Here is a 15,322-nt window from a genome sequence, read left to right on the forward strand (position 1 = left end):
TTTTTCTGTATTTTTTTATCTTGACTGAAAATAATAAGTTCAGGGTGATGAAATGGCAACTGCAAAAGTCGGGGACAATATTTCATTTAATCGTGATGGGAATAGCTATGAAGGAATTGTTACCGTTGTGAGAGAAAATTCTGTTATAGTGCAATATGGATACAATAAAGAAAAAGACGAACCCATTACAACAATAGTTAATCATAAAAATTATAAAATTGCTAAGTAAACCTTGTGAAAAAGTATACTAAAGTAACAGGCGCTTTGCAGAAGGACAAACTGACATAAAAAGTGGGAACTTCAATTGAAGTTCCCTATTTTTTTGATTTGCTGAAGTTGCTATTGATATATGAAATCGCAAACGAAACTAAAAGAGAACGGTTTGCTAAAATAGCACCCACACCTTAAGAATATAACTGGTTCATTTTTTGCAATTCTTCTCTCATCTGTTCCACCAATGTTGGCGGAGAGATGATTTTAGCCTTGCTCCCCCATCCGCGCAGCCAGTTAAAAAAGCCTTCACCAATAATGGCTTTTGTTTTTAAAATAAACGTATGATCATCTACTTTCCTGATATCTGCATCCAGTCCAAACCTATCGATAATGGGGTTGATCAGCCCATGATCATAGAAGGCAATCTCTACCCACTCTCCGTGCCCGGAGAACATGTGGAAATTAAGATGCAGATATTCATCAATAGGATAATCTTTCGGTTTGAAACGCTGCTCCAAAACCTCTACCTCTCTCATTCTGTCCACTCGATAATTACTTAAGCCTTCCTTGTTATCCTTTTGGCCAATCAGGTAATAAAAACCTTGATCCCAAATGAGACCATATGGATGGTAAAGATATTCTTGTCCATTGCGGTTGAGCTCAAAAGTACGGTCTATCCCGAAGCTTCCGTATTTAAACGAAATCACCCGTTTTTCATCAATCGCCTGATGGATTTTGTCAATGTACACCTTCGTTAAATGATAAATGTGGTTCATCGACTTGTTGTATGTAATGGGGCTTGGCAGCGTTTTGGCAATATATTTGCTGGTCAGCTGGTTTAGTTTCCCGATAATATTTTTTGCCTGTTCCTCTGTCACAAATCGGGCTGACAGGATGGCATCCACGAGCATGCGCAGCTCATAGGTTTCAAATAACCTGGATTGATGGCTATAAACCACTTTTCCGTATTTCTCTTCTTCCTGAAGTACTTCAAACCCACTGTCATTTAAAGAATCAATATAGCGTTTAATCCGTTTCTTATCGATTGCGTCATTGGTCGCTAAAGACCGCTGCAGTTTTTCAATTAAATCCACAGCTGACAACTTGTGTTCTTCATCTGTCTCTTCAAATAAAATCCTTCTAAGTGCCAATATAATCGCTGTATTTGGGATCTCCGCCAAATGAAAAAAGTCTCCCTCCGATAAAGTTTATATACCCTGCCCGTTCCATTTAAATGAGGTCGGGCAGGCATAATAATTAATCCTCCACTAATTCTCCTTGAGAAAAATGGATCATCGCCCCGACAACTGGCATGTGAATCCATGCTTCATGGACAGGACGCCCGGTCGCTTTCTGTAACGCTTCCGCATAAATTTGCAGCTGTGGAAGATAACTGGACGCTTTTGATAGCCAGTCTGCTTGTTTTCCTGGGAAGGTTTTATGGTCGATTATGATCCATCCTTTTGGCGTGTCGAGGAGCAAATCCATCCAGCCTGAAGCCTTTTGCAATCCTTTTTGCAGGTGGATTGGCCATTCGCTGTGTTTTGCAATCATGTCTGGATACTGCTGCCATACAAACTGCTCCAAACGATCTGAGGCTTCCAGCATGGCTTCGTCTGAAAGGGCGCTAATGCCAAATCTTTCCCTTAAAGCTTGAGCCATGGCCAATCTATTGGCCTTTTCCTTAGAGCGGTCATCTGCCGCTAGAAAGGCATGGACCATATCCCCAAGTACGGCCATATCAGGATTGCCGGACAATGGCAGGCGACTGCCAATTCGGTGGATTTTCGCCGCCTGCGTCTCACCTTCTGGCAGCGCTTGTTCCCCTATTTGTGATGGGTCAAGCTTTTGTCCACTTGGGCTAAACCGGGCTGGTACAAATGGTGCCCCAGCTTGCCTTTTTCCCACATAAACCACTTCTGCTCCAACAGTAGGTGTAATTGCTCGCTCCGGCTCTTTTTCCATCGATAACACCCTTATCTTACAAGGGAAATACTGACCTTTGACGATCACATTACCTGCCCTGTCTTCCTGTGAAGATTGGTCTTGATTTCCAGCGGGAACACCAAAGTTCAAGATGACCGGATTACCTGTTTGGTCAGTCAACTCATTCAGCCAGCCAATTTTTGAAAAATCACGCGCAGCAAAAACCAGGTAATCTCTTGCCCGGGTCATGCCCACGTACATAAGCCGCTGGTTTTCATCGACCAACTGTTGCTGTCTGTGCTGAAGTTCTGGCGCCTGTTCTGTATAGGCATCGAGTGTAACATTGCTTGTTTGTTTGCCGTATGGCCATGGCCAATAATAGAGACGGCGCCCCTCAAGTGGGGCTTCCACGTTAAAGCCTGTTGTACTGACAGCGGTGACGCGGTCAAAGACAGGCAATTTTTTTCTTGTGGATGATTTATCCAACGAATTCAAGATGACAAACGGCCACTCCAACCCTTTAGCTTTGTGATACGTTAATACGCGGACCGCATTTTCATCTGTGGATTCCGCCACCAGATTTAATTCTTTATTCTGTTCCACTCCGCCGAGGAATAATAAGAATCCGGTCGTCGTGGCGGCAATTCCATTTGTTTCTGCTTTCTCCTCGTAGGTTGCAGCCAATTTGCGGAGTGCATCGAGATTGGCCAGGCGCTGATCGCCATTACCCCACCTGATAGTCACTTCATCTACCTTCGCTACAACCAACGCTAAATCGAGTACCTCGGAAGGACTCATTTTGATAATTTTAGTCCGAGCATTGTCGAGTTCTTGAATAATAGGCTCTGCTGTGATGAGTTCCGACCTCTTATCCTGGTCGAACCAATTCGCAAGCCAGCGCCCTTCCCCCCATTCATCCGAAGAAAAGTGCAGTAATTCAGCTAACGCTAATGTATCGTTTATGTCCACCAAATAGCGCAGGGCCGCAACTGCAAAGATCACTTCCGGTGTCTCCAGCAATCCGCTTTCTCCCACCGTTGCTGCGATCCCAAGCTTCGCCAGTGCCTCGGTAACTTTGACACACTCTTCATTGGCTCTGCAAAGAATTGCAATATCACCTGCCCTTAACGGACGCATTTCCCTGGTTATTTTATCGTAAATCCTATAGCTGTCCTTTTCCTTTAATACTTTTTGGACCCCAATTGCCAGATGGGCTGCATCCTTGGGTTGACTGCTGGACTCGGGGTAGGACCATGTTTCCACCGCAAGGGCTTGTCCTGGGTGATCCTCCCGCTTGGGATCTAAGGCAATTCGCTCTGCTAGCATTCCTCTTGCTCCAAAGACAGGCACAAAGATGCTGTTGACAAATTCCACCAACGACTTGCGTGAGCGATAGGAGGCGTCGAGCACTTCGATTTCCAAATCGGGGATGCTGGTCATAGCCGTTTGCATCAGCTCGGGGTCGGTCCCTCTAAAACCATAAATGGCCTGTTTTACATCCCCGACCCATGTGGCTCTCTCGGCAATTTCCCGCAGCTGCATATTCAAGGCCATTTGCAAAGGGCTGCTGTCTTGAAATTCATCAACGAACACATCCGAAATGCGGTCTTTCAAAGCCTCCAGATTTTCATCGTCTTTGAGCAGACCAAGGGCCAAAGATTCCTGGTCAGTAAAATCGATGAAACCTCGTTTGCTTTTTTCCCTAGCATAAAGTTCCATCGCCTCAGCAGCGCAATGAAATACAGCCGTCATCGCGGCTTGCATGTCCTGATGCAGTCTTGGGTGGTGGTAGTGGACTGAAGCGGCCGCATGAATGGGCGACACGGCCTCCATGCTCTGCTTGCCCGGGGCTAGCTTGCTTAATTTCGCCCAAAGCTGCCAGGTGATGAAACCATACCGCTCCCAATCGACAAGCGCCCATTTAATCGTCGTGGCGGCTTCGAGCGTTTTCTTGGTTTTATCCCCGCCAGGCAGCACGGATTTAGCGGTGATTAGTGCTGACTGTAAATCTTGATCCAGTGATTCGGGGACACCAAGGGGCTCTGGCAGCCAGGCGGACATGATTTCCCAGGAATAATCGGCGCATGCCTGAACATCTGACGGGCTCATGCCGTTCTCACGGGCCAGTTTTAATACCTCCAGTACATTTTTCCGCCAATCCTGATCACCGGAATCGTCCAACCCAAGACGGATAAACACGTTGCGGTAATCCCGATAGAATTGGTCTATGACTTCGGCGGCAATATTATGAAATAAGCTGGAAGCTTCCGTTTCCGCCAGCACTTTTTGTTCAGGAGAGAGACCGAGTTCGAGTGAGAATTCCCGCAAAAGACGGCCGAAAACACTATTCATGGTCCCGACATAACCATCCAGAATGCGGGCGGCAGACACCGCATCACCCGTTTCGAGCAGCTTAAGGCGGACGCGTTCGATGAGCTCATCCGCGGCTTTTGTGGTAAAGGTGGTCGCCAAAATGTTTTCCGGTGGTACCCCATTCCGGATAGATTCTAAAATTTCATTCGACAGTCGATGGGTCTTACCCGCCCCAGCACCAGCACTTAACATTTTCAGTTGTCCGCTCATTTTTTCACTCTCCTTAAACCACACAGATTGTGGTATTCGCAAAACGTACAAGGCGGGTCAATCACCGAGGCAAACGGCTCAAAACTCTGTCCCTGCCCACTGTACATATCTTTGTTTTGTTCTGTTTCCGGTATGCCAGGGGCGATAATGGTCCCAGTTTGCAGCTGTGCCCAGACATCCTCTACCGCTTTTCGTAAAACAGCATGTGACTCAAGGAGCGACGGGCCCTCCACATGGTAGTCAGATGGAAAGTCGTCATGCGGCAAACTGAAGAAATCACCACTGCGCAGCATGAAATAAGCGACCGGCAGTTCCTCCTCCTCATGGTCAGTCAAAAGCCAATGATACAATGTCAATTGCACCGATAATGTCTCCAAACGCTCCTTATAGCTACGTGGCCATTTAGACCATTTGGCATCAAAGAGGATTTTATTTCCGCTTCCGGTTTCTCCGACAAGATCCAAGCGGCCTTTGAAGTCCACCCCATCCTTCCATGACTTGCGCAATTCCAGCTCAGTATGGGAAATTTGGATACCGGCGTGATCCAGCACGGTGAAAAATTGCTGCAAAGAGTTTTGCAATTTAAATCGAGTTTCATTTCGAGTAATACTATTTTGCAGTTCCAATAATGGGGCCGCCATCAATGGTGAAAGCTCATCGAACAGTTCCCCGGCTCGAATTTTGACTTCCTCTCTACCCCAGCTTGATTTTTCCATAATCAAGTTTTCCAAGATGGCATGTCCCAGATTTCCAAGCATTCGGGACTCATTTGGTAAAGACAAAACGTTTCCCGGCTGGATATTAGCCGCATATCGAAAAGTCCATTTTAGCGGACAGCCAATTAAACTCTCAAAGCTGGTGGCGGATTCTTCCTGACGCGGCCATACAACATTTTCGGGAATATTCCATGTTCTGATTGGGTCCGGTATAGGACGCCGTTTCAATGCCACCCGTTCCCATCCCTCGCTCATCGGGTCCTGAGAGGGTTGTTTCCGCAGCCGGTCCGCTTCGATGGTTATTTTGCTGACCGTGCTAGTATCATTGGCTACAGCAAAGCGAATCTCATCCCAAAATGGATGTATCGGGATTTCTTTCCCATTCACCCTTGCCGGTGCAAACAAAATCAGCTTGCGCTTCGCCAATCGTGCAGCCCGTTTCCAAGATTCAGCTTCCCGTTGCCGGCTGACTGACTCATCAGCCAATTGGACGCCATGTTCCTTTAACCAGGCCCGTTCTTGTGAGGTCCATGTACGGGCGCTTGGACCCGACATGTTTTTAACAAATCCCCACCAAATGACCGTGTCTGCTTGTCCCCAGATTTGGCCCGGATGTTGGACCATCTGCCATTTGGATGCTTCCACCCCGTAATCAGGTAATTTGGCCCCATCTCCCAAGACGGATTCTAAGATGCGTTCCACCTGTAAATGGGTAACCTTTTGTACACCTAGCGATTTCACACCCTCAACCACTTCTTGGGCATGCCGGATCGCCTGGACATACAACTGGTCATTCGTCATGGAGTAATTCGTCGTGGCCCATTCGGTGACTTTCTGGCAAATTTGGACTAGTTTCTCATAGGGAATCCCTTCATTTGGATCGTAATATTCATGACGGACCCATATATCGAGCTTTTCTTCAAGGTTCTTCCTGCGCTTTTTCTGTTCCTGTTCATCTAGTCCTTCCGCCATCCACTTTTCCTCTGATATCCGGATGCCTTCCTCAATGGCCTGCATCCATTGCGGACTTCCGATCCCCGGATAAGAAGAAAGGGCATGGGCCAATTTATAACGAATCCGTCCTGGGACAGGAGATGTCGGAATGGTCAATAATTCCAGCATTCGCTCTACTCTTATCGGAGCCCAGTAGGTATCAATGGTTAACGCTAGTACCTGAAGAACAGCACGCCATTTCGACGGCGTTTCCACCCCTACAGACGGCATCCCCCTGCGGTGGAGAAGCTCGTCCAGAAGCAGCGACCCCTCCCCTTTCATTAAGACCGTGTTATCTGTACCGTTTTCCTGAAGCCAACTGATCAAATAGTCGGCCGCATCCCATTCTTGTTCAGAACGGACCAGAAGTAAGCTTCCGTCCCCCTGGGCCTGTCCAAAAGATATTTCACCGGATAGGACACTTTGCAGCAAGGCCAAGTCTGATGATGAACCTTGTTCGGATTCTATTGTTGAGGTCGGGGTCTGCTTTTGAACTTCTACACCACATGCTTTGATCCTATCAATCAATTGGATCGCCCAAGGGTCCCAAATTGTTTCATCTTCATCAACCATTGTAATTGTATCTATGTTTACTGAAACCGATTCCTGTAACTTCGACAGCAAAGCCAGGACTCTGTCCGAAAAGCCCTTCGTTTTGTTTGGATTGGCCAACTCCAGCTGTGCTAGCGTTTGCAGCCATTTGCTGCCGTCCATATGGATGCTAGGGTCCCAACCTGCCAATATCAACTCATCACGGCGGCGCAGCAATTCTTTTGCCGTATTCCATGAGTCTGTTTCGAAAGATTTCGAGAATGGCATGTTTCCATTGTCATGAACCCGAATGAGTTCTTGCCATTCGGCAATTCGGATGTTTTCTGAGACTTCAGGGGAAGTAAGCCCTAACTGGGTTTCCAAAATGCCAATCAAGCCGTTAAATCCTGTTACAACCGTACCAACCTCTGCCTCTTTATCTCCTAATGCATCCGGATAGGATGAAGAGTCTAGCCAATACCCTAGAATGATGTTCAAGATGGGTTCCTCCTCTTCTCTATTTAATTACACCTGAGCAATAGGTGATAAACTTCAATGATGCCTGCCAATCGCCCAAATATTCCCTGATTCCATTTTAGCCAAAAAGGTGCACCAAAAATAGTACACCTTTTGAAAAAATAGTATTATTGTTTGTTTTCTATTTGAGTGTACAATATTCTCTACTAAGTTCCGATGTTGACGTTATAACCCAGGGAACTTGAGGCAAATGGAATTGTGAAGTCCAAAGTATAGTATACACTACCAAAGAAGGTGGAATATTCCCTTCCTGAACAAGATGAAAAGTTATCTCCAATTATTGCATCTATGGGAATTTGGGGAAATCAATATATTGGTAAAAGATCTACTTTTTGTTTATTCTGTTTGACACACAAAAAAAGGACCGCAAACTTCCTCCGGCCCAGTATCTTTTCTATTATCGGCAGAACATTTTACTTATGTATCCTAAGCGTCATACGGTCGTTAGACACTCCATTTTAATTTTTATCACGTTTCTCCCCCAATTATTTAGACTCTTCCTTCAAGTATTTGCTTACGATATTGCGCAGTTGAAAGTAACTTATAACCTCGTAGCTTAGGAATCATGTTTTCAAGCAACATAACGGCCTTTTCCTTTTCCCCTGCATAAACCGCCTGGTCGACTTCCAACATGTTTATAAAAAAAGTGTCTGAGATTTTCGCTCTATTTGCTTCGAATGCACCCACATCACCTTCATTAATGGCAATATCCGACAAAGCGTACCATTTTGTCTTATGCCCGCCCATTTTTTGAAGTAGCTCTTTTGCTTTACCATATTGTTTCCGCTCCATTAAAAGCATCGAGAGGGCAATTTGTTTTGTTTTTTTTGAACGGATATTCCCAGCAGCATGTTCCGCGGCCGACAAATCCCCTTGCAAAAAGTGGTGAAGAAATTGCAGATATTGTGCTTTGGATTTTCTCAGGTACAACATCATTTTTTCAGTATCTTTTCCAAATAAAAGAGGGTTTCGAGCCATGAAAAAAACAAGCACAAAAACCAAAACGCTAGACATAAGCCAAATAGGAAGCTGAAAAAATCCCATCAAAAAAGCAAATAGAATGAAAATCAGTAATAACCAGATCATAGAACCTTTCCTTAACAGTTTTTTGTCTTACATTATTAATTGGGAATCACTTCAAGGGAATGCCGTGAATTTAATTATAAAAGTAAAATTATTTTCTCGGAGTTTTCTCTAATATATTACTATCACTTTCATTATACCAAACAGCTATTTTTAGTAGTTTCATTTTTCAGCAAAATCATTATGTAGTTGAGCCATTTACTAATATGTTGAAATTTATAACAAAAGGTATAGCTTTCCTTTCATGCGACCTTTATTCAACGGAGCTAACCGTATTTGATGCTGTTTTTTATAGCTGTCACTACTGCTCGGACGGGATATCCCATTCATCTATTCTTTAAAATCCGATTCACCCTTTCAAGATCAAAGTCCTTGTATCCTTGCATAATCCCCCATTGTTTCATATGTTTATGCTCCGGATGCGTGGGGTTCCCAAGTATTGCAAGAAATTCCTCAAAACCGAATTCTCCACCAACATCCTCTGGGGGTATGTTCCCCTCTCCAGAAAGACAGATAGGAGTATTCACCTTATAATCGATTACCTTCTCCACTTCCAACTCATGTTCCCAGTTATCACTAAAATCGTATGTATATCTAAACCTCCTATATGCCGGGATCCAATCTGATAGCTTGACATCCTTTTCAAGTTTCCTTTCAATCTCCTTAGGATAAGCAAACGCCTTTTCATCACAGACAAGATTGATTATTGGCTTTAACCAGAGATTATGATTACCTCCCAATCCGGAAGCAGGAACCTCTTCAAAAATATAAAATTCATGGAGATGATTATCCTTCCAGCCAAAAGCTGTTTGGAGAATTTCATGCAGATTAGCAAACGTCCCATAGAGTGGAACCATTATTTGGCGCCAAACAGGATGATTCTCAAGCTTCAGAGTAACTTTTACTTGAGCTGCCCTCATGCTAAATATCGGTTCACCCGCAAAATTCTCTAGGTCTTTATACATTTCTTCTCTTGGACGGATATAGCTGTTTTTCCCTTCACCAACCCATTCGCGACTAACGCTCTTGCTTAGTTCGGTACTAAAAATCGTGTTTTCATTCAATAATTCTTGATGATAATAAACAGATTCGCAAGCCTTGTTTAGCCTTGACACCGTGGTTCGGTTCTTCGTCATTGTAAAAGTCATTTTTCCAGAGTCTAAAAGGAATCTTTTGATGATTTCTTCCTTTATTCCCTCTTCCCGCAACGTTTCACGGATCCCTTCAAATATACAATCATCAATTTTTTTAAGATTTGTCGCTGTCAGTCCGTACAAAACAATTACATATCTATTTGAATCGTTCACCACTACAACCGTTTTTCTACGATATAGTGTAATAAGTTGCGTGCTAGGAAAATACGGGTTTTTCCTCAGCCACAGTCTCCCCCTTTAATCCCCAGCTGGTCTAAAAGCTTCTTTGTACATTGTATTAACATAAGGATAGTCCCCCATAAGGTTTGCAAGATTAAACATAATTATATCGAGCCGACATAAAAAGGTAAAATAATCATGTTGTGTAAATACTACTCCTCACAGGTGGTGATTATTGATGGTTCTAATAATTTCTTGGGTGAATCTATCCTGCTCTTCATAGTTAGGAGAATGAGCAGATTGTTCAAAGCATACCCATTCTTTACGCGGTGCCTGAAGCTGGTCGAAAAACTCTTTTGTTGGTTGGTGAGGAACCGTTAAGTCATACTTCCCCATCATAAGCGTCACTGGAACTTTGACCTTTTTTACCTCATTGCTTAAGTCAAATTCTCTTAGTTCCTTAATCATCTTTTTCATACTAAACAATTGACCATTCATATGCCTAACTACGTCAAATAGTGTATATTCTTTACTCTTGATTAGTTTCATTGCAAAATCCCTTACCAATTTACCATCATGAGAAATCCCACCGCCCAATATCTCCAAATACTTTTGATGTACTCTGTCAGATTTTAAATGGTCCCAAGGTGGTCTCCCTATTTGCTTTAGCTTTTTTATTGCTTGTTCATGGTTCTGTTCGACTGCCCTTACCAGCAAAAGGTCATATGATAAGGCTTCCGCTTTGCTCATACTTACAACCTGGGAAACTCCAAAATAATGGAAGTAATGTTCAGGATAGTTGTTGACTGCTAACATCCCAATAATACTTCCCCATGAATGCCCGATAAGATAAATCTTCTCCTTTTGAAATTCCTTCTTCAAAAAAATGGATACTTCTTGTAAATCTTCTAGAAATTGAGCTATATTCATCGTTTCCGCTGGGATTTTTTTTGAATAGGATAATCCTGCTCCCCTTTGGTCCCAATTAACCACAATAAACTGCTTTTCAAGTTCTTGTTGATAGTGTCTATTAAAACCAATCTGTGCGGCTCCAGGGCCTCCATGAACCAATAGCAATAAAGGATTGTTTCTATTATCTCCCCTAATTAACATCCATTGCTCGACTCCACCAATAATAATCCTTCTTAACTCAGCTACAGCGTTTACACCCTCGATTTTTAGAGTAGTTCTAGTGAACAAATGGTTCTCCCCATTTCTATTAAAATATAAATCCACGTACATAGTGGCATCCCATAGATAAATACATCTTACAGGTTTCGAATAAGATTCTTACTCTACCCAACTGGACTCATTCAAGTAACACCCCCACAGAACCTCCCCCTTCAAAGTGCCTCGGTACGCTCATAAAAAGCCTGACAACATTTTGCCAGGCATGATTTAAACCAGTTTAAAGTAGTTTTATCTTTTTCAATCTTCTCTGCTTTTCCTTCTCTTCTTTCTCTCTTATTTTTCTCCTTTTGTGCAGTCTGCGAAGCATGGCCATCAGATTCGCTGAAAATCGCTTTTTATTACATTTTTCGCAGACTAGACCTAGCACTTTTTCCGTTTGTCTTACCCTGCCGTCAACAATGATTTCTTCATAGATTTTGTACCCTTGTCCCGTTAATTTCTTGTTGCAGTCCATTCATTCTCCTATGTTGATGATCAAGGTTATTCCCCCAAAGGTGCTTTTATAGTTACTTGCAAGTTTTCCCTAATTCACCTGTTGTTCTAGGACTTGTCCAATTACATGCTATTGTTCCTATGAACACCTTAGATTTTTTCTTTTACTTCATTAACAAGCCTTAAGACAGTATCCAAACTTTTTCCTTTATAAATCCACTGACATGTCCCATATTTTTTTTGCTGGGCCTCTTTCTTGGTTAGAATCGTTAGGCCCTCTACCTTTTCTACAGGAACATTAAATTCCACAATTAAATTGGCAGCTGAATCTTTTATTTTTAAGATTCTGGTCATTCCTCTATAGAATGTTACGCCCGTGTTTCTTTCTTGATAGGAAATATGCTCCCCTAGTACACTATGAATCTTATCGATTAACTCGTTTCCAAATGTGAAAAAGGTATATCTTTGAGCTGAAGAAGATTCCTTGCTTACTTCCGGCTTAATCTTCTCGATTTGAATGACGTCTTTTTGATCAAACTGAATAAATGTTGGTTCCAAAAGAGCTTCTAGCATTTTTTCAATAATTCCCCTGTCAGATTCGGTACTCAGTTCTGTCCAAAATATCTCCAATTCTCCTTGATTGGATGAAAAAAACTGATGCCATCGCCCCTTTTTATCACCCGGGACTGGTTCATAGGATTCCCGGTAATGACTGTACAAACGATTTAAAAGTAGCTTTGCCTTCCCTATGTATAAAATCTCTTGTTGACTGTTTTTATAAACATATAGTCCACTTTTTAAGCCAACTTCATTTTTTAAAAATGACTTTACAGTCTCTCGGTCGTTTATAGTTTTTGGTACTTCATGGACTAGTTTAAAGCTTTTCCAATTCTCGTTATCATGGTTTATTGGCAGCAAACCAAGTTCCCTTAACCATTTCTCATAATGATGCTCGTACATCCAATCCCCCGTCCTTGTCGCTTCATTTATTTCTCATTGTCAACCTGTTATTGTTCGGCCAGTCCAGTAATTCCATGACCATATTCACCTATTTTTTGGTTTCTTTGTTTAAGTCAATAATAACAGATAATTCTTATATATTGGTATAATATGTGAAAAATTTAGGACTTTAGGACACAAAACATATGGCTGGTACCAAAAAGGAAGGATATCAAAATTAATTTTGTGATTTTATATACGACATGAGATAGAATGGTATACAAAAACAGCAAATTAAGAATGTGAAGCAATTTTTTTAAGGAGATTGAGGTATGACAGAATTTTGGGAATCAAGCTTTATAAAAAATCAAACAATGTGGGGATTTGAACCCTCAGACTCCGCCATCTTAACCAAGGACTTGTTCGTTGAAAAGCAAGTCAAGGATATTTTGATTCCTGGCATCGGTTATGGCAGAAATGCAAAGGTTTTTATTGATAATGGAATAGATGTAACTGGTATTGAGATTTCCAAAACAGCAATTGATTTGGCAAGGCAAAATGGGCTTACTATTCCTATTTTTTATGGTTCCGTTACCGATATGCCCTTTGAAAACAAACTATATGATGGAATTTTTTGTTACGCTTTGATTCACTTATTGAATCAAGATGAGAGAAAAAAGTTTATTAGTGATTGCTATAATCAGCTAAAGCCAAACGGCTATATGACTTTTACTACTATTTCCAAAGAAGCCCCCATGTTTGGAAAGGGAAGACAATTGGGGAAAGATTATTATGAGACTCCAGCCGGGGTTAAAATGTTTTTTTATGATACCGACTCGATTAACCAAGAATTTGGGGATTATGGACTGACCGAAATTACGGAAATTGTGGAACCACATAAGGACCATGACGATAAGCCTCCATTTACCTTTCTAATGGTAACATGTCATAAAGGATTATAACTACGATTCAAAGAGGCTTAGGTTTAATAGACATTATTATTACCAGGCGACATTACTTGTTTAGATGTCACCCAAGGCCTTTTAAAGTGGAGTAGAAAACAGAAAACTATGAATTATAGGTTTAACACATTTAACCTTTACCCTACAAAAAAGCACTCAGAAATATTGATATAAGACAATACTGAGTGCTTTTTTGTTTAAGTTATATTCCAATTGATAAGGTAATTTTTCCATCTGTTAATTCATAGTTCTTAATATTCCCAAATGGAACCTTCTTTACTTTCTCCCAACCGTTAACATCCATTTTGATTAAATTCCCGTCATATGATAAAAACGGTGGGTTATGAAAGATTTTTTTATTCAAAAAGTTTAGATTAAGAGGTTTGAACTTTTCAATTTTAAAATGTATTTCCCTGTTTTCCATTTTGACCGGCAAAAGTTTTATTAAAAAGGATATATCCTTTTTAATCATTAATTTTTCTACTTCCGTTTTTCCAGTTATCGTAATTCCATCCTCTGCGATAACGACAGAAGTTTCTTTTACTTTGTCCGTTTTTTTAATCAGTTCATGGATCATTTGTTGAGAAATGGAAATGGGTACTCCTTTCTCATCCCTTATTTTATTGACACCATTTTTCACTTTTTCTAAAAAGCTCATATTTACAACAACCCCTTATAAATTTTTAGAGAAAGTTTCTTAACTACCAATTGCTCCAACTTAAACGTGGGATCAAGGTATTGTTGTATTGTCATTCTAAAGGAAAATTACTGATTTAGCATTGGTAATTTATTAGCAATAATTTTTACTCTCTACATTTGCACTGTTCAACATTAGGTTGATAATGACAAAAATAAAGGGAAACCCAATTAAAACAGGTTTCCCTTTCATGTTATAAAAAGCTATTTCGATTCACTTAAACAAGGAATTTCTAAACGATCCATATTAAATCTTCTCAATCATTCTCCAACTAGCATAAATAAGACAAATGACTATGACATTTTTTATTGCGTTCAAAATCATTCTGTTATATTTCGTTTCTTTTGCATTGTCATCATTTCGGACTATTCGCAAGTTAATATTATGAGGAAACCTTTCAACAAGACTAAAAACTCCCCAAGCTATTAGTCCAATAAAATGGAAGGCCTTTTATGCTTTTTTTTCTCCCCCATTGAGAAACAACTCCATCTGAATCAAACCTCATTGGGATTTGATTCGGTAAAGATGACCAGTAAACGAAAATATAAATGAAAGTGACCAATATCAAAATGACAGATACTAAATCGAGACCTTTCTCCAAGAGAGTTTTTTGTAGCTTTTCATTTATTTGGTTTGTCGTACTCATACCCGCCTTTCGTTTAGGAGACGTCATTTAATAACAACTTTCCAACACCATTAAAGCAATTTATTAATCCTTGTATGTATGTTCGGACATACCGTTAAAGCCATTGGCATCATAAACTACTGCTAGTTCGGATACCATGTTTTTAAAATAATCTTCCGTTCCGGGGTCCGTGTTTTTTATGAAGCCTTTCTCACTTTTTCATAGTCTTTTTCTTTTATGACATAAATCCGTGCTTCGTATGCGGTGTTGGCTGTTTCTTGATACATATTGGTAATCACATTTTTAAATGTTTCGGGTGTTATATTGCCTGTGTCCTTGACGATCATCTGTGTGATGATATATTCCGGCTTGTACTTTTCTATGTACTGTCTTATCGACATATCAATATTGGATTCCGCTCGATATGTATCATAAAGAGATTCGTTTATTTTTGTTGTGACAATCGTGGTTTCTCCGTCTAACCCTTCTGATTCTAAGTAACCTTTTACAATATTGTTTATGGTTCTTCCGAACATTCTTTCTAAATAACCATCACCCCTCTGTAAGTGCTAGACTAAATT

The 15,322-nt window shown here is 41.2% G+C and carries 14 protein-coding genes; 3 read left to right on the forward strand and 11 right to left on the reverse strand.

Annotation, left to right across the window (positions count from 1 at the left end; translation table 11 throughout):
• The first annotated feature begins 52 nt into the window (after positions 1-52).
• The gene (locus BN2425_RS11065; protein WP_074433050.1) at positions 53-229 is read left to right on the forward strand and encodes a DUF2187 family protein; all 177 of its coding nucleotides are present in this window, start codon (positions 53-55) and stop codon (positions 227-229) included.
• A 175-nt stretch (positions 230-404) separates the two neighbouring features.
• Here BN2425_RS11065 and BN2425_RS11070 read toward each other — a convergent pair whose 3' ends face one another.
• From BN2425_RS11070 to BN2425_RS11080, 3 genes are all read right to left on the reverse strand, one after another.
• On the reverse strand, positions 405-1,394 hold the full coding sequence (locus tag BN2425_RS11070) for a helix-turn-helix transcriptional regulator (protein ID WP_042458974.1): 990 nt from the start codon (positions 1,392-1,394) through the stop codon (positions 405-407).
• 76 nt (positions 1,395-1,470) lie between these two features.
• Complete coding sequence (locus BN2425_RS11075; RefSeq protein WP_042458977.1) at positions 1,471-4,722, reverse strand: UvrD-helicase domain-containing protein; 3,252 nt, start codon at positions 4,720-4,722, stop codon at positions 1,471-1,473.
• Positions 4,719-7,460: a PD-(D/E)XK nuclease family protein gene (locus tag BN2425_RS11080; protein WP_042458979.1), complete on the reverse strand. Its 2,742-nt coding sequence runs from the start codon at positions 7,458-7,460 to the stop codon at positions 4,719-4,721. The genes BN2425_RS11075 and BN2425_RS11080 overlap by 4 nt, the downstream gene beginning before the upstream one ends.
• Before the next feature lie 273 nt (positions 7,461-7,733).
• On the opposite strand from BN2425_RS11080, the gene BN2425_RS11085 reads away from it, so the two are divergent.
• Positions 7,734-7,961, forward strand: coding sequence for a helix-turn-helix domain-containing protein (locus tag BN2425_RS11085; RefSeq protein WP_074433051.1), 228 nt, complete (start codon positions 7,734-7,736; stop codon positions 7,959-7,961).
• Positions 7,962-7,988: 27 nt separating this feature from the next.
• Here the strand turns inward: BN2425_RS11085 and BN2425_RS11090 are convergent, their stop codons facing one another.
• From BN2425_RS11090 to BN2425_RS11110, 5 genes are all read right to left on the reverse strand, one after another.
• Entirely contained in the window at positions 7,989-8,435 is a 447-nt protein-coding gene (locus tag BN2425_RS11090) for a hypothetical protein (protein WP_154663493.1), read from the reverse strand.
• A gap of 473 nt (positions 8,436-8,908) precedes the next feature.
• Positions 8,909-9,889, reverse strand: coding sequence for a plasmid pRiA4b ORF-3 family protein (locus BN2425_RS11095; protein WP_216628807.1), 981 nt, complete (start codon positions 9,887-9,889; stop codon positions 8,909-8,911).
• 225 nt (positions 9,890-10,114) lie between these two features.
• Complete coding sequence (locus BN2425_RS11100; protein WP_235714612.1) at positions 10,115-11,137, reverse strand: alpha/beta fold hydrolase; 1,023 nt, start codon at positions 11,135-11,137, stop codon at positions 10,115-10,117.
• A gap of 166 nt (positions 11,138-11,303) precedes the next feature.
• Positions 11,304-11,540, reverse strand: coding sequence for a hypothetical protein (locus BN2425_RS11105; RefSeq protein WP_042458985.1), 237 nt, complete (start codon positions 11,538-11,540; stop codon positions 11,304-11,306).
• Positions 11,541-11,668: 128 nt separating this feature from the next.
• A complete protein-coding gene (locus BN2425_RS11110; RefSeq protein WP_042458988.1) occupies positions 11,669-12,478 on the reverse strand; it encodes a GIY-YIG nuclease family protein in 810 nt (269 codons plus the stop codon).
• A 311-nt stretch (positions 12,479-12,789) separates the two neighbouring features.
• Between BN2425_RS11110 and BN2425_RS11115 the strand changes: the two genes are divergently transcribed.
• On the forward strand, positions 12,790-13,419 hold the full coding sequence (locus tag BN2425_RS11115; protein WP_042458991.1) for a class I SAM-dependent methyltransferase: 630 nt from the start codon (positions 12,790-12,792) through the stop codon (positions 13,417-13,419).
• Positions 13,420-13,621: 202 nt separating this feature from the next.
• On the opposite strand, the gene BN2425_RS11120 is transcribed toward BN2425_RS11115, so the two are convergent.
• The 3 genes from BN2425_RS11120 to BN2425_RS11130 form a co-directional block, all read right to left on the reverse strand.
• Complete coding sequence (locus BN2425_RS11120) at positions 13,622-14,077, reverse strand: hypothetical protein (protein ID WP_042458994.1); 456 nt, start codon at positions 14,075-14,077, stop codon at positions 13,622-13,624.
• 445 nt (positions 14,078-14,522) lie between these two features.
• The gene (locus tag BN2425_RS23525; RefSeq protein WP_042458997.1) at positions 14,523-14,789 is read right to left on the reverse strand and encodes a DUF1648 domain-containing protein; all 267 of its coding nucleotides are present in this window, start codon (positions 14,787-14,789) and stop codon (positions 14,523-14,525) included.
• A gap of 149 nt (positions 14,790-14,938) precedes the next feature.
• On the reverse strand, positions 14,939-15,277 hold the full coding sequence (locus tag BN2425_RS11130) for a hypothetical protein (protein WP_042459000.1): 339 nt from the start codon (positions 15,275-15,277) through the stop codon (positions 14,939-14,941).
• Positions 15,278-15,322 lie beyond the last annotated feature (45 nt).

The sequence above is a fragment of the Neobacillus dielmonensis genome (genome assembly GCF_000612665.1).
In the GTDB taxonomy this organism is placed as follows: domain Bacteria; phylum Bacillota; class Bacilli; order Bacillales; family Cytobacillaceae; genus Neobacillus; species Neobacillus dielmonensis.

Bases quoted from the DNA above. Each gene is read 5' to 3' on its own strand.
- BN2425_RS11110 (WP_042458988.1), bottom strand. From the start codon at position 12,478: ATGTACGAGCATCATTATGAGAAATGGTTAAGGGAACTTGGTTTGCTG.
- BN2425_RS11100 (WP_235714612.1), bottom strand. From the start codon at position 11,137: ATGTACGTGGATTTATATTTTAATAGAAATGGGGAGAACCATTTGTTC.
- BN2425_RS11130 (WP_042459000.1), bottom strand. From the start codon at position 15,277: ATGTTCGGAAGAACCATAAACAATATTGTAAAAGGTTACTTAGAATCA.
- BN2425_RS11120 (WP_042458994.1), bottom strand. From the start codon at position 14,077: ATGAGCTTTTTAGAAAAAGTGAAAAATGGTGTCAATAAAATAAGGGAT.
- BN2425_RS11115 (WP_042458991.1), top strand. From the start codon at position 12,790: ATGACAGAATTTTGGGAATCAAGCTTTATAAAAAATCAAACAATGTGG.
- BN2425_RS11090 (WP_154663493.1), bottom strand. From the start codon at position 8,435: ATGATGTTGTACCTGAGAAAATCCAAAGCACAATATCTGCAATTTCTT.
- BN2425_RS23525 (WP_042458997.1), bottom strand. From the start codon at position 14,789: ATGACGTCTCCTAAACGAAAGGCGGGTATGAGTACGACAAACCAAATA.
- BN2425_RS11105 (WP_042458985.1), bottom strand. From the start codon at position 11,540: ATGGACTGCAACAAGAAATTAACGGGACAAGGGTACAAAATCTATGAA.
- BN2425_RS11075 (WP_042458977.1), bottom strand. From the start codon at position 4,722: ATGAGCGGACAACTGAAAATGTTAAGTGCTGGTGCTGGGGCGGGTAAG.
- BN2425_RS11065 (WP_074433050.1), top strand. From the start codon at position 53: ATGGCAACTGCAAAAGTCGGGGACAATATTTCATTTAATCGTGATGGG.